The organism is uncultured Helicobacter sp. (assembly GCF_910577135.1).
In the GTDB taxonomy this organism is placed as follows: Bacteria; Campylobacterota; Campylobacteria; order Campylobacterales; family Helicobacteraceae; genus Helicobacter_C; species Helicobacter_C mastomyrinus.
The window spans coordinates 20187-43232 of the sequence record NZ_CAJTLL010000013.1 but is presented as its reverse complement, the minus strand read 5'-3'; the positions used below and the strand labels follow the sequence as shown (position 1 = coordinate 43232).

Genomic DNA, 23046 nt, shown 5'->3' with positions numbered 1-23046 from the left:
CTTACCAATGATGGGACTATTAATGTAGGGATTACCAATGAGCAGGGCGGAAATATCGGTACGATTACGAATAATCAACAACTTGACAAGATAGATAATACCGGAGAGATAACCACTATTACCAATGCAAGCACGATTACAGATGTATTTAATAAATCTGGTGCGACCATTGGGACATTTGGGAATGAAACAGGTGGGACTGTCACTAATGGATTTAGCAATGAGGGCACAGTAACAACCCTTAATAACAAAGGCACTTTTAGTCAGGGCATTACCAATAAAGATGGTGGAAAGATAGAGAATCTTACCAATGATGGGACTATTAATGTAGGGATTACCAATGAGCAGGGCGGAAATATCGGTACGATTACGAATAATCAAGATATAGATAAAATCGACAATAGCGGGGAGATTACTCAAGTAGAAAATAATGCCACAATCACAGAGCTTACTAACAATCAGGGTGCTACTATCACAACATTTGAAAATAATAAAGAAGTAACCAATGACTTTACAAACGATGGCACAATTACGACATTAAATAACAATAATGGCGGGACACTCAATAATCTTACTAACTCTGGCAGTGGAAACATCGGCACTCTCAAAAATGAGGGGACACTCAATGGCAAACTCACGAATGAAGATGGCGGGACAATTAGCAGGATTGATAATCACAGCACAATTACAGAGATAGAGAACCAACAGGGTGGGACGATTACGGATTTAAACAATAATGCCAATGCTACCATTACTACGCTCAATAACAGCGGGGATATTACCAATGCCTTTACCAATGAAGGCAGCATTACCACATTAAATAACAACGCCACAGGAACGATGAAAGACCTCACAAATGCTACCAATGCAAGTATCGGAACGCTTACTAATGAGGGCACACTCACAGGTGGGATTACCAATGAGACAAACGGACAAATTGCTGATATTATCAATAAAGCCACACTTGATACGATTACAAATAGAGGCAGCATTACTAATCAAATCGATAACCAAAGCGGAGCTACGATTGCTAAGATTGATAACCAAAATGCAGCAGAGATTAAAGCAATCAATAATGCTGATGGAGCTACCATTACTACATTTGATAATGCTGGACGTATCACTGATGACTTTACCAATGATGGGACGATTACTACGCTCAATAACCAAACTAGCGGGAATATGAATAATCTTACCAACTCTGGCACAGGGCATATCGGTACGCTTACGAATGAGGGCACACTCACAGGCGGGATTACCAATGAAGCAAGAGGTGCTAATAGCGCTAATGGTGGCACGATTGATAAAATCATTAATAAAAATAATCTAAGCAAGATTGATAATAGCGGCACGATCACAGAGATTGAGAATGAAAATGCTATCACAAGCATTGAGAATAAGCAAGGCGGGACAATCGATAGCCTTAGCAATACTGACCCAAATGCGAGCATTACTACTATCACGAATGAGGGTACGATTAAAGGTGGGGATAACAAAGGGAGTATTACCACATTTGATAATACTATCGATGGCGTGATAGAGGCTTTTACTAATAGTGGAACCATAACTGATTTAAATAATAATGGCGGAGAGATAACTACCCTTACTAACGCTACTAATGCCACCATAGAGAATTTCAGCAACACTACACAAGGGCAAGTGGATACACTTAGTAATGCCGGAACTATCAATAATCTTAGCAATGCTACCAATGCCCAAATTGAGACAATCACCAACACTGGAACCATTACAAACGGCACAAATGAAGGGGATATAACCAATCTCACAAATGAAACTAATGGAACTCTAACAACCTTTACAAACAACAACACTATCCAAAACCTCACTAACAACCAGAACGCAACTATAGGGACATTTGATAATAATGGAAGCGTGCAAAATGACTTTACCAATAATGGCACGATTACGACATTAAATAACAATAATGGCGGGACACTCAATAATCTTACCAATGCCTCCACAGGTACAATAACTAAGCTGCTCAATGATGGCACCTTGACAGGAGGGATCACCAATCAAACAGGTGGAGATATCAAAGAAATTGAGAATAACCAAAATATAGATAAGATTGATAATAGTGGAGAAATAGGCGATGTAAGAAATACGGCTACGATTACTGAAGTGATTAATAATACTGGAGCGGAGATTAAGAAGTTTGAAAATACCTCTACCGGAAGTGTTACCCAAGAGTTTCAAAATCAAGGTAGCGTAGGAGAACTTAATAACGAGGGGACATTCGCAGATGGAATCACAAATAAGAGTGGCGGGACTATCACTACACTCGATAATAAAGCCGGTGGGACTATAAATAAAGGAATTACTAATGAAGCCAATGCGACCATTAGCACATTAAATAATGCGAGCCAGATAGAGAAAATCGATAACAAAGAAAATGGCACGATTACAGATTTAAATAACTTAGCTGGTGGGACTATCACTACCTTTGAAAATAGCGGAAGCGTAACCGATGACTTTATCAATCGCGGAGAAATCACAACCTTAAATAACAACACCACAGGAAATATGAAAAACCTCACAAATGAAGCCAATGCCCAGATAGGCACCCTTACCAATGCTGGAACGCTAACAGGGGGAATCACGAATGAGACAAATGGACAAATCGGTGATATTATCAATAAATCTAGCCTTGATACCATTACCAACAGAGGGAGCATTACTACTAAAATCACCAACGAAAGTAATGCAAGCATTACTACGATAGATAATCAAGCTGGTGGAAGCATACAAGAGGTAGAAAACCAAGCAGGAGCTACAATTACCACCTTTGATAATGCTGGAATCGTGCAAAATGACTTTACCAATGATGGGACGATTGATAATCTTACGAACAAAACCGGTGGGGAGATGAATAATCTTACCAACTCTGGGACTGGACATATAAAAACCTTGACCAATGAGGGAACGCTCAATGGCGCAATCACAAATCAAGCTCAAACCACAGCCCCCGATGGTGGCAAGATAGATACTATTATCAATAAGAGCAATCTCTCTAAGATTGAGAATAGCGGCGAGATAGGCTCTATCAGCAATGATAATAATGCCACGATTACAGAGCTCACTAACCACAGCAATGCAACAATAAACAGCATTACTAATGAAACGGGTAGCACGATTACCACTCTAAATAATGAAAGCGACGCTACCATTACAACCCTCACCAATAGAGGAACTATAACTAATAAATTGAGTAATGAAGGCACAATAACTACGCTTCAAAATAATGGCACTTTCCAAGATGGTATCACTAATAAAGGTAATGCAACGATAACAACCCTTACAAACGATGGCACAATTACTAATGGTATCACCAATGAAGCAAATGGAAACATTGGCACGATTACGAATAACCAAAATATAGATAAAATAGATAATAGCGGGGACATTACCAAGGTAGAAAATAATGCGACCATTACGACTTTAACCAATAATCAAAATGCCACGATAGAGACCATTGATAATAATCAAGAGGTAACCAATGCCTTTACTAATAATGGCACAATTACGAATTTAAATAATAACAATGGTGGAACTTTAAATGATGTAACAAACTCTAGCACAGGGACGATTACCACCCTTACCAATAGAGGCATGCTCAATGGCACACTCACCAATGAGAATGGCGGAACTATCCAAACTATTGAAAACCACGACAATATACAAAGAATCGACAACCAACAAGGCGGAACAATTGACACCTTAAACAATGAAATAAATGCCAGCATTACAACATTTGATAATAGTGGCTCTGTAACCAATGACTTTACAAATAAAGGCGAGATCACAACTTTACATAATCACAGCACAGGGACAATGAATAATCTTACCAATGCTACAAATGCGACCATTACCACACTTGCCAATGATGGGCAGCTCACAGGTGGGATTACAAACGAAACTAACGCACAAATTGATGATATTATTAATACTGCTACACTAGGGACAATTACCAATAATGGCACGATTACCAATAACATTAGCAATAGGACAAATGCGACTATCACCACAATTGCTAACAATCAAGGTGCTACGATAGGAGGTGTGATTAATGAAGCTAATGCCACGATTACCACCTTTGAAAATAGCGGTTTAGTGCAAAATGACTTCACAAATCAAGGGACAATTACAACTTTAAATAATAATGAAACAGGTAGATTACATAATCTTACCAATGCAGGTAATGCCACGATTGACACTCTTACAAATAAAGGCACACTTGATGGGGGCATTACCAACCAAGCAAATGGCAATATAAATACGATTGATAATCAAGCAAATCTTGCAAAGATTGACAATAGCGGCACTATCGGCAGTCTAGGCAATAAGAATAATGCTAAGATTGACCGCATTGATAATCAGGCTGGAGCAACTATTACTGATGTAAGTAATGAAGCTGGAGCAGAGATTACTACCTTTGAAAATAGCGGTTCTGTAACCAATAACTTTACCAATAATGGTGAAATTGGCTCTTTAACAAACCTCGCTCAAGGCACTTTAAATAATCTTACCAACTCTGGCACAGGACATATAGGCACACTTACCAATGAAGGGCAGCTTAATGGCGGGATTACCAATCAAGCTCAAACGCAAGGCTCTACTGATGGCGGAAAGATAGATAAAATTATCAATAAAAATACCCTAAGCAAGATTGATAATAGTGGAACTATCACAGAAATAGACAATGAAACAAATGCCACCATTACAAATCTCACTAACCAAAGTGGAGGTGTGATAGATAATCTTAAAAACCAAACTGATGGAACCATAGATTCTATAAGTAACCAAGGACATATCAAAGATGGCACCAATGATGGACATATTAAAGGATTTGTAAATGCAAATCCTAATCCCCAAACAGATGAAGGCAAACTTGATACATTTACAAATAATAAACAAATAGATAGCTTTGATAATCAAGCTGGTTCTGTGGGAACATTTACTAATGCTCAAAATGCAACTGTAACTCAATTTACAAATAGTGCTCAAGGAAACATAGATACATTAAGCAATAATGGAACACTTGTAGGATTTACAAATGCTGTTAATGGGCAGATAAGTGCTTTCACTAATGCAGGCTCTGTAACAAATATGGCACAAAATAGCGGTAGCATTACCTCACTTGTGAATAGTGGTAGCTTTAATAATGGGCTAATGAATAATAAAGGCGGCTCTATCACTACATTAGACCATAGAGCAGGAGCAACGCTAGATACCCTTAATAACGAAGGTGTGATTGATAAAGTGGCACTTGGCGCTGTGATTAAAGACTATACAAGCAACAATACAGGCAATAACACAGAACTTTATGTGCTAGGGGCTAAAGATGATGTGTATATTACTAAGCTTACAAATAGTGCTGGAACCATTGAGATAAAAGCAGAAAATGAAGTGTTAGATACCTTGAATGGCAATAATCGTGAATCAACAGGCACACTCTATATCCGCGGTATGACAAACGCTCAAGGTAATATTGAATATGGTGAGCTTCATAATACCGGTGGAACTATTAGTGGTGGCACGATTGATATATGGGGAGAGACATTTAATAACACTGGCGGGACTATTAATGCAAAGCAGATTATATGGGGACGTGATATATCAGCGAATAATTATGCCAATGCTACGCCTATTAATGTTAATAATAATGGCGTGCATATCGATGGGACTATTTCTAATGGCACAGATATTACCCTCACAAACTGGGTGCTAAAACTAGACCAAACAGGAGGACCCACAGCTGCAGGAGGCACATATAATGACTTCAATCAATCTGGTGGAACTAATGCCAATGGACATATTATTCTAGGCAACAATGTAAATCCAAATGAGATTACCTTCACTCCGCATAAGAATGCTGATGGTAGCACTAATACGAATGGCGGGGTACTCATCATCGCTGACACTAACAAATGGGGACAAAAATATAACTACACTTCCCTCTTTGTGCAAAAACAAGCAGATGGTAGCTATACCACAGCTCTTAAAGAGATTAAAAACACAAGTGGTGATATTGTGAATAAAACAGATGAATGGGGTGAGGGAGAAGGCACATTAGGCAAAGCAGAGAATCTAGGAGGACAAACCACACTTAATATAGAAGCTGATAAACATCTCTTTACAATGCAACCTAACGTCGATATACACGATTTACTCGATGGCTTTTCCATAGGTATTAGACCACAGCGCAATCCCGGAGAAGATGTATCAAAGACATTGCTTAATGGTGTGATTACTAAAAATATCATTGTAAGCAATCTTATGGATTCTATGTCTAAGAGATTATTCCACCAATCTTTAAGACATAAAAAAGGTAAGACTTATACGGTTACTTCTAAGAGTGTAGATACAGATGGTAACAGAGTAAAAGATGATAATGATATGGAAGTAGCCTTGCGATATAGCAATGTGGATTTGCTCCACGAAACAGATATGATTTACGCTCCTCACGCTGAAGATGCCCGTAAGCAAACATTCATTATGCCACTTACTCGCTATACTCGCACAGATTTAGGCGATGGGGATATAGGTGTGGAATATGCAGGAGGTGCATTAGCAGGAGGATTTGCGCATTTAGGAGCATTTGGGACAATGGGGCTTTATGTAGGATATGAATATGCCTCTAGCTTCTTGCCTAGACCTACAGGTTCAGCAAATATCACCAATCAATCTATTCTAGCAGGATTGCAGTATTATTATTCATTCTTTACTCATAGAATGAATGAGCTGTATATGAAAGTCATAGTCCATGCTCAAATGCAAAAGCCAGAGCTTGAGCTTACTCTCACTAATCCTTATAATGCTGCCACACAGCAAACACTCTCTGCGTATGGAGCTGATGCGGAAATAAGGTTTGGAGGGAATTTCTATAATATCTTTAATAATAGCTATATCTCACCAGAGTTTGGTATAGGCTATGGGATAATGAAACTTGAAGCCTTTAGCCTTGATTATAATAGCAATGTGATTATCCCTGAGCATTATCCTGAACATACATTCTTAACGCCCTATGCCACAGGACAGCTCAAATACACAAAAGCCTTTAGAAATAAGGCAAGATATTCTGTTGCACTAGGAGCAAGATACACTATCAATAATGAACAAAAGACAACTTTAGAGATTGGTTCAGGCAGTGCTTCTTCATTCTTTAAATTACCTCGAGTGATAGGCACAAGCAGTGCGGGTATATTCTACTCTGTGGGTAAAAGCAGTGAAATAAGCGCGCAAATTGATGCCCTCTTCGCACAAGAGCAGCTCACAGGAGCATTATCCTTCAAATATGCGTTATGGTTCTAGAGGGTAGTGATTAGAGTTTCTACCTTGTGAAACTCACTTTACAAATGTAAGTGGGCACTTTGTGCGTATGTGATATAACCACCCACACTTGTATTGAACTATCTTTAAAGATATATTATCTGCTTTAATAGCATTAAATCTTATACCTTAATGTTGCTTATCGCCGCAATCATATAGATCAGCGCGGATTCTATATGAAAGGGGATAAGCAGCTTTAGTGCCTTGAAGTATGCCATTGGCGCAGTCAAATACCTTACCACCACTCGTGCATTTTGCTTCTTCTTTCATAATTCTTAGCATAACGCATTTGCTTGAGCTAGCCGTTGCTCCCGCCTCATTTTTAAATCATTAATTACGCCTTCTCGCAAACTCCTTTTTGCTGCTCCTCGTGTGTCATTGGCATTGTCCTTGCCCTCCATCTCTCCTAGAATCTTGTAGTTATAAGGCGTGGATTTGCTATTGCGATACCTTCTATTGCCTTGTTTTGGGCGTATTGTTGATTTATCCCGCTTGTCCCTTTGTTAGCATTTTGTATATTTGCCTGATTGTTTGCAGGGCTCACTTTGTTTGAACCTATCCATCACGCCATCGCTTAGAATGTCGCTAGAATCTGCAAACAAAAGGGGTTATCACAGCTTGATTTGAGCCTAGCTATCGGGTATAAATCTGTCTCTTTAGTCGCTGGAGCACAGGCGGGATATAAGAATATTCATTTTAATTTAGAACATCTCTATAAGATTGCAAAAGTGCTAGAGAGAGACATTAAGGAGCTATTTTAGAGATTGTGGCTTAAGAGTTTTACTTAGAATCTACTTTGTGAGGGCGTGGGGGACGCATAGCATTAAGCAAGGCTAGGAGTGCCACGCCCACATCGCCAAACACCGCTAACCACATATTCGCAATACCCATAATCCCTAAAATGATCAGCATAAGCTTACTTATAAGCGCAAAGGTGATATTTTGCCACGTGATAGAACGCGTGTGAAAAGCGATGTGAAAAGCCTTTACTAGCCCACACAATGAGTTGCGCTGCAAGATAATATCCGCACTCTCCTTGCTTATATCATTACTACTTTCCCCTGTGTTAATGCTTATGCCTACATCACTTCGTCCTAATACGATAGAATCATTAATCCCATCGCCCACAAAGGCGACTTTTCCCTTCCATTGGCTCATCAATGCCGTGAGTTTGGCTTCTTTTTGTGCAGGGAGAAGATTCCCATAAGCTTGGGTAATGCCTAGCTCCTTAGCTACGGCATTGACACTTGCTTGATTATCCCCGCTAAGAATGGCAAAATGCCTTATGCCACATTGTTTTAAAGCCTCTAAATCATCTTTTAACCCCTCTTTTAGCTTATCACCTATGCAAATATATCCGGCATATACCCCATTATGGGCGATATACACGATAGTATGAGCACTCTCTTGTGTTTCAAAGGCAATATGTCTCTTTTGTAGTAATGTAGCATTCCCTGCGAGAATCTCCCCCCTATCGCATACTAAACACACTCCCTCCCCACTGATTTCCTCATAGGATATAAGGGATTCCATCTGCACTTGTTTGCGATGTTTAATACAAGTAGCGATGGGATGGCTTGAGTGTGCCTCTGCTAGAGCGGCGAGTTCAAGTAGAGAATCTTCTGTGTAGCCATTGCTTGGTGAGATATGGAGTATTTGGAATGTGCCAAGCGTGAGTGTGCCTGTCTTGTCAAATACGATATTTTTTACCAAAGAGAGCGTTTCAAGGTAAATAGAGCCTTTGAAAAGCGCTCCTTCCTTACTTGCGCGTCCAATAGAAGCGAAATATCCCAAAGGCACGGCGATTACAAGTGCGCAAGGGCAGCTTATCATCATTACTACTAGCCCCCGATAAATCCACTCGTGCCATTCTCCATTAAAAAGTGGCGGGAGTAAGGCGATACAAAGAGATAGCACAAAAATAATAGGCGTATAAATGCGTGCAAAAGATGTAATAGTTTTTTGCGTTTTGGCTTTGTTTGCGCTTGCTTCTTGCGTGAGAGCAGCGATTTTAGCGATATGAGAATCTTTAAAAGGCTTTTGCACTTTTGCTTCAAGCAAAGCACTTGTGTTTATGCCCCCAGCTATGATAGAATCTCCCTCTTTAACCCCCACAGGCACACTCTCGCCATTGATTGAGCGCATATCGATATAGCTTTTCCCCTTGACAATGAGGCTATCAGTGGGGATTTTCTCTCCTACTTTGATAAAGATTGTATCGCCTATTTGCAGGGATTGGGGGGGCAAATCTATGAGTGTATCTTTGTCTTTTTTATGCGCGATGTCAGGCATAACCTCCAAAAGCGCAGATATAGAGCGCTTAGACTTCTCTATGGCTAAAGATTCTAAAAACTCTCCCACACGAAAAAAGAGCATTACAGCCACCGCCTCGCTTATCTCGCCAATACACAACGCTGCGATTGTGGCAAAGAGCATAAGGGTATTTTCATCAAAAAAAACCCTGTTTTTGCAGTTTTCCCAAAAATGCAGAAAAATAGGCTTCCCCGCATAGCAATAAATACCAATGAGCACAATATAGATAAGTGGAGGCATAAGCTCAAATCGCGCTAAAGATTCTATATGGAGCAATGCCATACACACGCCAAAAATGGCGATTAGAGCGATGATATAATACATATCTTTCTTGCTATTTTGTGAATCTTGCGCGGGATTTGCACAGCAGGAGCAGCTCAAATCGTGTCTATTTTCTTGCGCGGGATTTGCGGGATTCATTACATAGCCTTTCAATAGAAAAATAAATGTGATTATGGCATAAATGAGTAAATACATATAGGGGGTATATGTATATCGATATAGGCTTTACCCTGCCGTACAAATTATGCTATAATCACACCTTTTAGATTCTTAAAACTTCCTACTTTATAATGCAAACAAGCATAAGATTTGAGCTTAAAGTTGGGTTTCTATCATCAATACATCATATAAAGGACGCCCTGTGCCACGCAAAGCGCAAAAGACATCGCAAAATACTTCGCACACACAAGAGGATATGCCAGATATGACTCCTATTTCTCCCACGCAAATGCCCTCTACTACGGGAGAAAGCTCTAAGCAAAATGAAGATAGCACAACACAAGAGACACAAGAGACAAAGGCTACTAAAGCCGTGCTTAAATCGCGCAAAACCCCACATTTAAAGGCATACAGGAGGGCGAAAGCACGCAGAATCTACACACATTTCACCCAAGCGGCTAAAAAGAAGAGTATAACGTATGAGACGATTATCGGTATGCTTGTGGCATTGTGTCTTGGGCTTATTGCGGCATTTTTGGCAAAAACTTACCTCGAGGCGTCCTTTAAGGTATCGGCTCTGCTTGGCATTATCGCTTTGCTTGTTACCCTTTGGACGAATAAAGCCCTGCCCTTAGGCGTGGTCTCACTGCTACCTATTATCCTTTTCCCAAGTTTTGGGATTCTTGATACTCAAAGTGCCACGGCAAATTATGCTAATCCTATTATTTTCCTCTTTTTAGGGGGCTTTATGCTCGCCACAGCGACAGAAAAAATCGGCTTACACCGCGTGATAGCTAAAAAATTTCTAGGGCTTTTCCCTACCACACCAAAGGGCGTTATATCCGCATTAGGATTAGCTGCCTGTGTGCTAGGCACAGCACTTTCAAACTCCACTACGGCAATTTTACTTTTGCCTATTGCGCTCTCCATCACACAAGATTATTTTTTAAAAATGCGCTTTTTACTCGCTGTGGCATTTGGCGCGAGTATCAGCGGGATTACCACACCTATTGGCTCACCACCTAATTTAATTTTCCTAGGATATTTAGAAAGTCTTGGTTTTGAAGGCATTAGCTTTACTACGTGGATTTTTATGATGGCACCGCTCACTTGCCTTATGCTATTTGCCATGATTTCTATCCTCTCTTATGGGATAAATGAGCACTCATTAGAGGTTAATGTCTTTGATGATGTGGAGATAACCCCCGCGCACAAGCGGCTTTTGTTTTTTATCATCATTTTATTAGCTGTGCTTTTTATTAACTCCCCGATTAAGCCATTTTATAGCGGCTTGGGCTTGAATGAAAATGTGATTTTGCTTGCCTTTGGGCTATTGATGTTTGTGCCAAAGATTGGGTTTTTAGATTGGGATGATTCTAAGTCTATTCCTTATGAGCTGATTTTCTTATTTGGGGCGGGATTTTGTATCGCTACTGCCTTTTCACAATCCCAGCTTGGTGGGGTATTTGAAGGGTATTTTAGGCAATTTGAGAATCTGCCTTTTATCGTGTTTTTATTCTTAGCTTGTGTGTGTGCGATAATCGCGACAGGATTCTTAAGCACCACCGCGCTTATTGCGATTTTGCTGCCTATTATCTACACTGCTACGCAATCTTTCCTAAAAGGCAGTGAGCCTGCTATCACTATGCTTGCACTTACCATTTGCGCGAGTTTTTCATTTATGATACCTATATCCACGCCGCCTAATGCGATTGTATTTGCCAAAGGGAATATTAAAACTTGGGATATGGTGCGGTTTGGATTTGTGCTAAGTGTAGTGGGAATTGTGCTTGTAACGCTTTTTGCCTTTATATACTGGCGCTGGTTTGTGTAAAGTAGATTCATTATGCCCTTGCTACTGCGATATAATCGCCGAAAGGTCTTGTTAGCAGAGGCAGAGCCCCTACTAGCGCCTAAAGTTATTAGCTTATGACTAAGACGTTGTCTTAGTCATAAGCTAATTTTAAAGGTCTAGAATCACTATTGCCTTTGCTGTTACAATATAAGTCTTGCTTCGGTATGAAGTCAAATCTCTACTTCGTGCCATTCAATGCTAAAGGTGTTCATAGATAGACTACTCACTCTCACAAATGACATCTTTTCAAAACAATTAGCTTTTAAGGACAAAGTGAAACTTTCTGTAAAACAAAGCTTTTTTAAATAAATCCTGCAGGGGTAAAACTAAACTAACGCTTTATTTTTGGATTATTCGCACATTTACAAGAGCTAAAGAGAGTTAGATTCTTAATTTATCAATCTGTCCTGTGTAGTACAAATACTTTTCAAGCACTAAAAGTGAGATGATCGCCTCTCTTTGCTTGTCAAAAAATTGCTTGATATATTCGTGTGCGTTATGAATGATGGCTTTAGCCTCATCAGGGTGATTGATAAAATATGTAAGCTTTTCTTCAAGGTTAGCATAATCAGGGGCAATCTCCACATAATGGATATTTGGCAAGAGTGTGCCTTCCATAAACCAAGTTTCAAATTTGGGCTTTGGCATTATACAGAGGGAATTTGAACTCATCACCCATTTGAGATTACTCGCTACATCATTACCCTCTAGGGAAAGTAGGAATTTATACGGGAGATGTTGAGCGATACCTATCTTAGGCTTTTGCCAATCTTTATGGATACTTTTGCTCCCCGTATGTCCTAAATCACACATTTTGTGATGAAAATATTTTTCAAAAAAGGCAGTGCGATGTGGCTGGTAAATACCCCCGCGATAAAATAACATATCGCGTTTGTCTTCAAAAGCATAAGGATCATTAATGAATGTGAAATGCCGCACCTTCTCAAGATTAAGCAAAGTAGAATTAGCAAATGGTGGGAGTTCATCTACTGCCCCCCCCCTCGTTGCATTTTGCTCTGCTACATTCTGTGCTTTTATCCACGATTCAATCGGGCGAGATTTAGTAATAGAGGGCTTAGGGCAGATAAAATTTATATCCCCAAACATAAAATGCGCTTTAAAATGTTGCGGAAAATAACAAGCCCACTCATACGTATCAAAGAAATACACACTTTTCTTGCGTGTAAAACGCAGATAATCAAGGCTTTTTGCCTCTTTATCAAGCTGAATAGGTCTCTTAAGCTGACAATAATAATCCACACGCGATTTGATATATTCAATATCTGCCCTATCCTGCACATTATGCAGAATCTTCTCTCTATTTTTAGGCAAAAACACCGCCGGGATAAGGCTACGTGCAATACCTCTAAGATTATAGAGGAAATAATTATTTTTCATAGGAAGCTCTTAAAGTAGTCTATCGTCTTTGCTAAGCCTTCTTTAAGCTCTACACAGGGCTGCCAAGAAAGCTCTTTTTTCGCTAAGGCAATATCAGGCTGCCGCTGCTTGGGGTCATCTTGCGGTAAGGGAAGGAATACAAGCTTTGAGCTTGATTTTGTAAGCTCTAGCACATTTTGCGCGAGTTCTAGCATACTAAATTCATTGGGATTGCCGATATTCACAGGTCCATAGAATCCATCTCTGCTATCCATAAGCGCTATCATTCCACGTATCAAATCATCAACATAGCAAAAGCTGCGCGTTTGTTTGCCCTCGCCATAAATGGTAATATCCTCTCCCCTCAAGGCTTGAATGATGAAGTTACTCACCACTCGCCCGTCATTGGGGTGCATACGAGGACCATAGGTGTTAAAAATCCTCATCACTTTGATATTAAGATTATGCTGTCTTTGATAGTCAAAAAATAATGTTTCCGCGCAACGCTTCCCCTCATCATAACACGCACGAATACCGATAGGATTCACAGAGCCTTTGTAAGATTCTACTTGTGGGTGGATTTCAGGGTCGCCATAGACTTCGCTTGTGGAGGCTTGGAGGATCTTAGCCTTTACTCTTTTGGCTAATCCTAGCATATTAATCGCCCCCATCACGGAGGTTTTAGTTGTTTGCACGGGGTCAAATTGATAATGCACTGGAGAGGCAGGACAGGCGAGATTATAAATCTCATCAACCTCCACATACAGCGGGAATGTAACATCATGCCGCATAAATTCAAATCGTGGATGAGTAAGCAAATGCGCGATATTATGCTTTGCACCGGTAAAGAGATTATCCACACATAGCACCTCATCGCCTCTCTCTAAGAGCTTCTCACATAAATGCGATCCTAAAAATCCCGCGCCGCCAGTTACTAGAATCTTTTTATTGAGCATATAAATCCTTTTAGAAAAGTGCTATTATAGCTTAATGAACTTTATCAAACTTAAATCTCTAGCGCTATCTATGGCTTATCTTGCCAGAACCCGCAGCCAAAATCTACTCATATAAGCAAACAACACAAAGGGGAAAAATCCCTTAATGTGTATATGGGGAATATAACATTTCTAAAGCCCTCTCTTATGTTAGAGACTATGAAATCCTCTTAAGACTTTTTCCTTATCCATCTCTTGTGATTTTAGGGATTTTCCCCTCCTCTTTCCTTGAGGGTATCCCCCCCCCTCTCTCTTTATTCCCCTGCTTTGCCCACCATCGCAAGGGAAGGGGAAAGTAGAAGCAAAATCTGCCCAAAAAAGGAGAGGGATAAAGAGTAAGGCAATCTCCACAGCGGGGGAGGGGATAGAAAAGGAACACCCCCCCCCCTAAAAAAGAAAAGATAAAAAATGAGGTAATTTCTACGATGGAGGAAGAGGGGCATATCTTTCAAGCAGGAGTGGTGATAAGAACATTAACCACCTCTTAATCACCCCTATGATATATTTGCAAGTCTTATATGTATGACATTTTAAGATTCTTAAAAATGTAAAGCACGCTTAAGGATATTTAGCTACAATATCGCCTTTATTATGTGCTCGTAGCTCAGCTGAATAGAGCAACAGGTTGCGGTCCTGTAGGTCGGGGGTTTGAATCCCTCCGAGCACGCCATCTACCTCCACTCCTCAAACGATGCTTTATGTTTAACTCTTTATTTTTATAAACATATTACTTTGTTGAAGTTTTGATTCTTGATGTTTTTAGGGCTTAAAGAAGTGAACTCTTTGGATTACCCTCTCGCTCCCCCTTAAAAAAGCCTTCGCCAATATATCGCTCACTGCCCTTACGACACTTTTATAGGTTGGCATATAAATATATTATCAATCTCTTGCAGCACGTAGATAGGCAGGCACATCAAGCTCATTTTCAAATAATCCGTGCTCCTCTTTAAAAGATTGAGAAACTACACGGAAATGTTCGTTAAGCTCCTGAATGCCTTTATCCTGCGCTTGTGCTGAAGGATTCTGCACATTTGACATATCCGTATCATTAGCAGATGTTACAATTTCTTTTTCAAAGCCTGTAGCAATAACCGTAACCTTTACATAATCGGCAGATACATCATTGCGCGTATATGTCCCCATCACCACATTTGCATCTTCATCAACTAATGAATGCACAATTTCCATTGCGTCATTAAGCGCATTCATTGGGTAATCAGGATGTGCCTCAAAACTCACAAGCACACCTTTTGCCCCATCAATAGAAATATTATCAAGCAAAGGAGATTGTATAGCCAAACGCATAGCTTCACTTGCTGCATCAGCACCTGTGGCTTCACCAATCCCCATAAGAGCCAAACCTCTATAACTCATCACCGTCTGCACATCGGCAAAATCTACATTCATATCACCCTCACCACAATTCAAAACAACATTAGACATACCTGTTACCGCACGTGCAAGCACATCATTAATCATATTAAAAGTTTCAGTCCGACTATAATTTTTAGGGATAATTGAAAGCACTCGCTCATTGGGGATTACCACGATACAATCGCTCTCTGCCTTAAGATTCTGCAAACCTTCCTCGGCAAGCTTTGTCCTCCTGCCACCCTCATATTTAAAAGGCTTAGTTACCACAGAAACGGTGAGTGCTCCTATCTCTTTTGCGGCTTTAGCCACAACGGGAGCAGCTCCTGTACCTGTGCCACCACCAAGCCCAGCAGAGATAAATACTATGTCTGAACCACTTAAAGCAGCTTTAATCTCCTCATAAGTCTCTAGTGCTGCCTTTTCTCCTATTTCAGGCTGTGCCCCTGCGCCTAAACCTCTTGTGAGCTTTTCACCAAGTTTGATTTTAATGTCGGCATTTGTTTTATAAAGAGCTTGAACGTCTGTATTAGCCGCGATAAGCTTCACTGATTTATGCGGATTAACCTGCATAAGATAATTAATCATATTTGATCCGCCACCGCCTACACCAATGGTCGTAACAAGTGCTCCTTGTGGTTGAGGCTGAACTTCTTGAATATCTATGACATTTTCCATATTTTTCTCCCTAGAATAATTGACTCACCCATTTGTAAAATCTTACAACAATATTATTATGTTTGTCCTCCTTGGACGTCATAATTTCTGTAAAATTTTCAATCTGTGTGATTTTTGAACCCAATGTTGGCTCTTGGATGGCATTTTTTGGCAATTCAATATTATGTATATCATTATTATCTGTGGTAACACTACTTTTCTTATAGCGAATCTTTTTCTCACAATCCATTTCATAATTTGTATGCTGCCCGGCTCCGTGCAGGATTAATCCCACTGCCGTAGCTCCATCTGTGCCTTTGAGCTTATCAAAAAGTCCATCTACTGCTATGGGTCTTGAGATTCTCACCGGTTTGCGAAAAATGCTTGAAGCACACTCTTGCATACCATCAAGATTTGCCATACCACCTGTTAATGTAATACCTGCACCAATCTTGTCTTTTAAGCCACTCTTTTCAATGCTTTTTTCTAAGAGCTTCAAAGTTTCTTCCACACGGGCAAAAATCACTGCATGGATAATCTCCATTGACACAAGTTTTGTGGTATTTTTACCTGTTGCCATCATAGGAACGTTAATGGATTTTGTCTTATCTTCTTCATTTAAAATAAGTTTCCCAAATTCTATTTTTATCTCTTCGGCAGTATTAGGATGGGCGTTAAGAGCAGTGGCTAAATCAATAGTAACATTATGAGAACCTACACTTAAAAAATCGCAATATCGCATAGAATAGCCACTATACACCATCAAATCACAAGTTTGCCCTCCCATATCGATACAGGCTACCCCAAGCTCTTTTTCTTCATCGCTTAAAACCGCTATTGATGAAGCATAGCTGCTTAGCACAATATTTTCAATCTCTAATCCTGCCTCACGCACAGCACGCTTAAGATTCTCTAATGCTGTTTTTTTAGCTGTAACAATATGCACAAACGCTTCAAGACGCGAAGCACTCATACCCATAGGATCTTCAGCATAACTCTGCCCATCTAGCCGAAATTCATAAGGCAAGGCGTGGATAAGCACGTGATCTTCAGGTATTGCAGCATTATAAATAGCTGTTTGCATAACACGATGGATTTCTTTAAGCCCAATCTCATTATGTGGTGCATTAACAATCGCTGATTCTCGTATGCTCTTTGTATAAGCCCCAGAAAGCGAAATAATGGCTTTATCTATCTGCTCTCCTGAAACCATCTTTGCATCATTAACCGCATTTCGTATCGACATCGAAGCTTGCTCGATATTAGTAATAGAACCTTTTTTAACACCTTCTGCTTTATGAATACCTGTGCCAACTATATGCGGTATGCCATCATCTTTAATCTCAGCAATAATTGCACAAATTTTTGTGCTACCAATATCGACACCCAAAATAATTCGACTCAAAACTTCCTACCTCACTTAGTTACATCAATATAAATAGTGGTCTTATAAGTATTATGAAGATATTCGACCAACGCATCAAAAGTAACCTGAAATTTCATATTCTTAGCAGACATTGTTATATCGTCAGCTTGATTGTTTATTTTATAGGATTGCTCCAATACACGATAAAGGACCGCCTGATCATCAAAAAGCACATAGCCCTCCAAAGCTTGAGAAGAAAACACTTGAGAGAGAAAATGAGCTTTTTGCGTATCATTAAGCGCAAGAATAGTGCCCTTATAGAATCTATCTACAAATCCAATATCTATGCCTTTAAAATCCTTTACGCTTTCTTTAGCAAGCGCGACAAGTCCATCTTTTGTTTTTTGACGTATATACTGTTCTTTAACCGCACTCTTAGCCTCTTCAAACCTCTTATTCACACTTTCTTTTTTATGAAGCACTTTTAGGATTACAAAGCCCTCATCTGCCTCAATAGGCTTTAGCACCTGCCCTTCGTGTGCAGCCTTTATATCTGCCACTACCAAATCAATGCCACGTTTTACAAAAAAGCCCTCATCTTCTTTAATAGTGCGAGTTATGCCGCTCTTGCTACCATTTCTTAAATCTCGATATTCTCTTTTAGCAATCCTCTCTGCCTCCACCTTTTGCACATCATAAGTAAGTCTATCCATAGCCTGCTCCATACTCATCAAGTGCCCACTCTCATCAAGATAATCACTTTTAAAATTTTCATAATGCTCTCTCAAAGCTTCTTTATCAGGGTGCTGCTCACTAAAAGGTACTAAAATATACTCGATTTCAAATTCCATAGGTGTTTTCCAATTATTCGCATTAAGCTCCCAAAATGCCTTTAGTTCATCATCGGTTGCACTAATCCTTATTTGAGAGATGGGTATGCTTTTAACCATAAGTCTATCACTTATTCCATAGGCTAATTGTATTGTCTGCCTTTCTAAAGGAGTAACAAACCAGGTAGGCACCAAAGCAGGATTTGCGTTCATTAGAGTAAAAACCTTCTCTATTAAAAGTGCATTCCTTATATTTTCCTCAAACTCATTTGTGCTTATGTGCATTTCTTTAAGGGCTGCCTTATATACGTCTTGACTAAAATGTCCATTCTCATCAACATATACATTAGCGTGAAGAATCTCTTGCCCCACTTCATCATCGCTTACTCTTAAGCCCAAATCACGTGCAAAATTCAATAACTGCGTTTGCTGAATAACACGCTCGAGTGCAATCTGCGGTATGCCAAGCTGCTTAGCTTGAGCTTCATCAAGTATGCCTCCTAGTTGTGGAATCTGCGCATACTCTCTTAATACATTATTATACACCCTCTGATAATCAGGTATGCGAATGTCTATCTCCCCTACTCTAGCTACCTTGTCATTGCTTGTGCCAAACCCATATGAACCCCAATTCACCATTCCAGCACCAATGAATGCAATAGCACTGATCCAGATAGTGACAACAAGCCATTTTTTATGTTTTTGCATCCAAGTAATCATCGTAGCTAACCTTACTATAAGCTAATATATATTCGCTATTGTAGCATACAATAAGCGCAAAATGTTAATTTTCTCACAAAAAATATGCTTTTTTTTGATATGTGGATTAAACTTAATCTACTTTAAAAGTATAAAAACGCGTAAATATGGTATTTTCAGCCACTCAAGATATAATTGCAATACACAATATAAATTTATATTTAATGCCAAATTTATGTTAGATTGATTGAAGTTTGCTGCGATTTGTTTATGAAAAGTATATAAAAGAAGTGGTGGACCTTGCAGGATTCGAACCTGCGACCAATCGGTTATGAGCCGAGTGCTCTGACCAACTGAGCTAAAGGTCCGCGTTTAGTCGTGGCATTATACTCAAAAACAAATCTAAAGGCAAGAATGTTTTCAAGGATAGTAAAAAGCGTGATAAAGGTGACAAAGCTTGTCCCACCATAACTCATTAAAGGTAGAGGTATCCCGACTACCGGGGCTAATCCTATCACCATACAAACATTAATCCCCACATAAAGAAAAATCAAAATCGCAATATACCCTGCCACCACACGCAAAAAATAATCCTGCGCATAGGCAAAGCCTAAACTTAAAATATGCACAATCATACAAAAAAAGAGCGTCAAAAGCCCAATACCGCCAAGCAAACCAAAACGTTCCATAAAATATGCAAAAATAAAATCCGTATTCGCATAGGGTAAAAATTTGAGTTGAGACTGTGTCGCTTCTTCCTTAGATTTACCAAGGAATCCGCTTGCTCCAATGGCAATAAGTGCCTGATTTACCTGATAAGGGGATTTATCCGAAACGAAATCAACGATACGTCTTTTTTGGTAATCTTTAAGCGGATCAACCACATAAGCCACAGGCGCAAGAAAAACAACAACAAGCCCAAGTGCAATCCAAATTTTTTTATTCACCCCAATTAAAAAAAGTGTGCCAAAGCCCGTAAGCAGAATAATCATAGCCGTCCCTAAATCAGGCTCTTTAAGGATAATCACAAAAGGCACAAGCACAAATGAGCTAATAATACAAAACTCTCTAATGCCATAGCCCTCTTTTGGTGGAGGATTTGTAGTAATATAAGAAGCAAGAAAGAGCATTAAAGCAATTTTCATAATCTCACTTGGCTGGATAGAAAAGCTCGTAAAAGGAATATCCACCCAACGTTGCGCACCAAGCTTCTGTGTGCCAATAAAATGCACCAAAATAAGCAACACAAGACATATAACATAAGAAGCCATAATTACACTATTAAGCTTCCTAAAAGGGATAAAAAATAAGAATATCATCAAGCCACAGCTCAAGCTGATATATTTAACCTGTTTTGCAAAAAGCACTGAATCTAGCTCATTTAAAAGAAAAAGAGAGAATCCCACAAGTGGTAGAACAAATAAAATTAAAATATAATCAAAAGATGCTAGAATCCGTCTATCAATCACTATTTTTCCTCTTAAATAAAATCACAAAATGGGATTAAAATGCAGAGTTTTATTGTATCAAACCTTGACTTAAATAATGGCAAATTGCGTTTAGATTCTTACCTAAGCTCACAACTCCAAAATAGCAAAAATCAAATCCATCATTTAATCAAATCTCAAAAAGTTTTTCTCAATAACACACCTTGCTTGAAAAATGGCACTTTGCTTAAGCTTAATGATTGCATTGAAGTAGATATTTGCACAGCACATTCACAGCTATTTACAGAATCTGTTCATATTACAGCATCTATGCAATCTATCCATACCGCCTTTAATCCCAATGATGAGCGCTTTAAGATTGAGATTCTCTATGAAGATAGCGATATACTTATCATTAATAAACCTCCTCATCTTGTCATACACGAAGCCCCAAGTGTCAAAGAGCCTACCCTTACAGATTGGCTTAAGGCAAATGCCCATATTCTACACACTTTAAGCGGCGAGGAGCGATATGGCATTATCCATCGCCTTGATAAGCAAACAAGCGGCGCATTAGCGATTGCTAAATCATCTCTTGCTTACACAACACTTCCTAAAGACTTAAAAGAGCGTCAAATGGGGCGATACTACCTTGCCATCATTGATACACCGCTTAAAAGCAATCAACGAGTGCAATGCTATATGGGGCGCAATCCCCACAACCGCCTTAAGATGAGCAAGATTCATATTCGTGATGAAAATGCTATCCCTAAGGGAGTGCGGGATTCTAAAAGCACGTTTATAAAACTTGCCACTTCAAATAACGGACATTGCGAACTCATTGCCATTAAGCTCCACACAGGCAGGACTCATCAAATCCGCGCCCACTTAGAGAGCCTCTCCCGCCATATTCTAGGCGATACACTCTATGGGTATAAAAGCCATATAAATACCTACCATTATAAAGAGAGAATCTTGCTCCACGCCTATATACTCTATCTTAATCACCCAAGAAGCAAACAAAATCATATATTTAAAGCACCTATTTTTAGAGATATGCTAGAATTTATACAAACACATTTCACAAAGGACATACCAAATGATTGTCAAAACATTATGCAGCTCCTTGAAACAGATAGGGTTATGCGCGTTTTTGAGTGTTTTTCTTAGTGCTTGTTTTTCATCTTTTGGCGCAAAACTAGAAGAAGATGCTTCCTTGCCGCGTCTTCATTCTGTTAATACACTTGCTGATGTCTCTTCTGTGGGCTTTGAGTGGAATCTGCTTCAAGATGAAAGTGTACAAGGTTTTGTTATCTATCGCTCTCAATCGGGCAGTGGCAAAGGGTGGCAAAAAATTTCTACGATTAAAAATCGCTTTGCAACGCATTTTTACGACATCAATCTCCAACCACAAACAAAATATATCTATGCCTTTGCGACATTGGGCGAAAATAATACCATATCCCCCAAAAGCGAGCCCATTCACGTCCAAACTTCGTTTATCGATCCTGTAGAGAGTATTTTTGCCATCAATAACCAGCCTCGAACGATTAAGATTATCTACTCTCCCCACCCCAATCCTAGCGTAGATTCATATCTCATTCAGCGATTAAATAAAGCAGGGGAGTTTAAAACGATTAAGACTAACCCTCATCGTTTAAGTGTAGAATATTTTGACAAAAAACTAAAAGATGGGGAAACTTACACATATCGCATTATCGCTCAAAGCCATGAGGGCGTGAAAAGTAAGCCTTCTCGAAGCGTAAGTGCTACTACAACGCCCCAACCTGCCCCTATTGAAAATATTCAAGCCACCACAGATTTACCACGTGCAATTACTATCACGTGGCAAGAAGCCCCTGATACGCAAGGTGTGAGCAAAAAGTATTATAAAATCTCCTATTCCACCAATGACAAAAATTACAAAAATCTTGCCACCACTAATCAAACTCACTACACGCATAAATTAAAAGAAAAAGAAGATGGTGTGAGCTATTATTATCAAGTCGTACTTTTAGGGGATAATGGCTTACAAGGGCGATTAAGCAGTAATCCTGCGAAAGGTTCTAGCCTTCCGCCACCTATCACACCCAAACACTTTGAAGCTAAAGTAGCTGATAATAAAGCTATATTATCTTGGGAAACACCTAGTGATGAGCGCATAGCAGGCTATGTCGTTTATCGCAAAGAAAGTGGGCTATGGGGTCAAAGTGCTCGTTTTATCGATATATATGATAATCAATTTATCGATAAAGAAATGCAAGCAGGCAAACGTTATCTTTATAGTGTGGCAAGTATCGATAAAAATGGCATCGAATCTGCCCCTACAAAAGAAATAGAGCTTTTCATTCAAGGCAGTAAATAA

Annotated in this window: 14 protein-coding genes and 2 tRNA genes; 6 read left to right on the top strand and 10 right to left on the bottom strand. The window is 39.5% G+C overall.

Features of this window, described 5'->3' with window-relative positions; all coding sequences use genetic code 11:
• A partial coding sequence (locus tag QZ289_RS07655) for a hypothetical protein (RefSeq protein ID WP_295701221.1) occupies positions 1-7332 on the top strand: 7332 nt, incomplete at its 5' end.
• Between the two features lie 147 nt (positions 7333-7479).
• Here the strand turns inward: QZ289_RS07655 and QZ289_RS07650 are convergent.
• Both QZ289_RS07650 and QZ289_RS07645 read right to left on the bottom strand, forming a co-directional pair.
• Positions 7480-7632: a hypothetical protein gene (locus QZ289_RS07650; RefSeq protein ID WP_295701220.1), complete on the bottom strand. Its 153-nt coding sequence runs from the start codon at positions 7630-7632 to the stop codon at positions 7480-7482.
• On the bottom strand, positions 7626-7751 hold the full coding sequence (locus QZ289_RS07645; RefSeq protein ID WP_295701217.1) for a hypothetical protein: 126 nt from the start codon (positions 7749-7751) through the stop codon (positions 7626-7628). Before QZ289_RS07645 ends, QZ289_RS07650 begins: the two co-directional genes overlap by 7 nt.
• Before the next feature lie 222 nt (positions 7752-7973).
• On the opposite strand from QZ289_RS07645, the gene QZ289_RS07640 reads away from it, so the two are divergent.
• The gene (locus QZ289_RS07640; protein ID WP_295701213.1) at positions 7974-8111 is read left to right on the top strand and encodes a hypothetical protein; all 138 of its coding nucleotides are present in this window, start codon (positions 7974-7976) and stop codon (positions 8109-8111) included.
• A gap of 19 nt (positions 8112-8130) precedes the next feature.
• On the opposite strand, the gene QZ289_RS07635 is transcribed toward QZ289_RS07640, so the two are convergent.
• Complete coding sequence (locus tag QZ289_RS07635; protein ID WP_295701210.1) at positions 8131-10083, bottom strand: heavy metal translocating P-type ATPase; 1953 nt, start codon at positions 10081-10083, stop codon at positions 8131-8133.
• 223 nt (positions 10084-10306) lie between these two features.
• Between QZ289_RS07635 and QZ289_RS07630 the strand changes: the two genes are divergently transcribed.
• The gene (locus QZ289_RS07630) at positions 10307-11938 is read left to right on the top strand and encodes an SLC13 family permease (protein ID WP_295701207.1); all 1632 of its coding nucleotides are present in this window, start codon (positions 10307-10309) and stop codon (positions 11936-11938) included.
• Positions 11939-12340: 402 nt separating this feature from the next.
• Here the strand turns inward: QZ289_RS07630 and QZ289_RS07625 are convergent, their stop codons facing one another.
• Both QZ289_RS07625 and QZ289_RS07620 read right to left on the bottom strand, forming a co-directional pair.
• Entirely contained in the window at positions 12341-13357 is a 1017-nt protein-coding gene (locus tag QZ289_RS07625; RefSeq protein ID WP_295701204.1) for a glycosyl transferase family 90, read from the bottom strand.
• Positions 13354-14292: a UDP-glucuronic acid decarboxylase family protein gene (locus QZ289_RS07620; protein WP_295701202.1), complete on the bottom strand. Its 939-nt coding sequence runs from the start codon at positions 14290-14292 to the stop codon at positions 13354-13356. The genes QZ289_RS07625 and QZ289_RS07620 overlap by 4 nt, the downstream gene beginning before the upstream one ends.
• A gap of 632 nt (positions 14293-14924) precedes the next feature.
• On the opposite strand from QZ289_RS07620, the gene QZ289_RS07615 reads away from it, so the two are divergent.
• Positions 14925-15001, top strand: a tRNA-Arg gene (locus tag QZ289_RS07615).
• 209 nt (positions 15002-15210) lie between these two features.
• Here the strand turns inward: QZ289_RS07615 and ftsZ are convergent.
• The 5 genes from ftsZ to QZ289_RS07590 all read right to left on the bottom strand — a co-directional run bounded on the left by ftsZ (position 15211) and on the right by QZ289_RS07590 (position 20723).
• Positions 15211-16380: a cell division protein FtsZ gene (gene ftsZ / locus QZ289_RS07610; protein WP_295701200.1), complete on the bottom strand. Its 1170-nt coding sequence runs from the start codon at positions 16378-16380 to the stop codon at positions 15211-15213.
• A 10-nt stretch (positions 16381-16390) separates the two neighbouring features.
• Positions 16391-17764: a cell division protein FtsA gene (ftsA, locus tag QZ289_RS07605; RefSeq protein WP_295701197.1), complete on the bottom strand. Its 1374-nt coding sequence runs from the start codon at positions 17762-17764 to the stop codon at positions 16391-16393.
• An 11-nt stretch (positions 17765-17775) separates the two neighbouring features.
• Positions 17776-19275 carry a peptidylprolyl isomerase gene (locus QZ289_RS07600; protein ID WP_295701194.1) on the bottom strand — a complete coding sequence of 500 codons (1500 nt, stop codon included), beginning with the start codon at positions 19273-19275 and terminating at the stop codon, positions 17776-17778.
• Between the two features lie 270 nt (positions 19276-19545).
• A tRNA-Ile gene (locus QZ289_RS07595) sits at positions 19546-19622 on the bottom strand.
• A complete protein-coding gene (locus QZ289_RS07590) occupies positions 19584-20723 on the bottom strand; it encodes an FtsW/RodA/SpoVE family cell cycle protein (RefSeq protein ID WP_295701227.1) in 1140 nt (379 codons plus the stop codon). Before QZ289_RS07590 ends, QZ289_RS07595 begins: the two co-directional genes overlap by 39 nt.
• Before the next feature lie 39 nt (positions 20724-20762).
• On the opposite strand from QZ289_RS07590, the gene QZ289_RS07585 reads away from it, so the two are divergent.
• Both QZ289_RS07585 and QZ289_RS07580 read left to right on the top strand, forming a co-directional pair.
• Positions 20763-21851 (top strand): RluA family pseudouridine synthase, encoded by a 1089-nt coding sequence (locus QZ289_RS07585; protein WP_295701191.1) that lies wholly within the window; start codon positions 20763-20765, stop codon positions 21849-21851.
• Positions 21781-23046: a hypothetical protein gene (locus QZ289_RS07580; RefSeq protein ID WP_295701188.1), complete on the top strand. Its 1266-nt coding sequence runs from the start codon at positions 21781-21783 to the stop codon at positions 23044-23046. Before QZ289_RS07585 ends, QZ289_RS07580 begins: the two co-directional genes overlap by 71 nt.

Coding starts and splice junctions, on each gene's coding strand:
- QZ289_RS07650 (WP_295701220.1), bottom strand. CDS start 7,632: ATGCTAAGAATTATGAAAGAAGAAGCAAAATGCACGAGTGGTGGTAAG.
- QZ289_RS07645 (WP_295701217.1), bottom strand. CDS start 7,751: ATGGAGGGCAAGGACAATGCCAATGACACACGAGGAGCAGCAAAAAGG.
- QZ289_RS07635 (WP_295701210.1), bottom strand. CDS start 10,083: ATGAATCCCGCAAATCCCGCGCAAGAAAATAGACACGATTTGAGCTGC.
- QZ289_RS07625 (WP_295701204.1), bottom strand. CDS start 13,357: ATGAAAAATAATTATTTCCTCTATAATCTTAGAGGTATTGCACGTAGC.
- QZ289_RS07620 (WP_295701202.1), bottom strand. CDS start 14,292: ATGCTCAATAAAAAGATTCTAGTAACTGGCGGCGCGGGATTTTTAGGA.
- ftsZ (WP_295701200.1), bottom strand. CDS start 16,380: ATGGAAAATGTCATAGATATTCAAGAAGTTCAGCCTCAACCACAAGGA.
- QZ289_RS07600 (WP_295701194.1), bottom strand. CDS start 19,275: ATGATTACTTGGATGCAAAAACATAAAAAATGGCTTGTTGTCACTATC.
- QZ289_RS07585 (WP_295701191.1), top strand. CDS start 20,763: ATGCAGAGTTTTATTGTATCAAACCTTGACTTAAATAATGGCAAATTG.
- QZ289_RS07580 (WP_295701188.1), top strand. CDS start 21,781: ATGATTGTCAAAACATTATGCAGCTCCTTGAAACAGATAGGGTTATGC.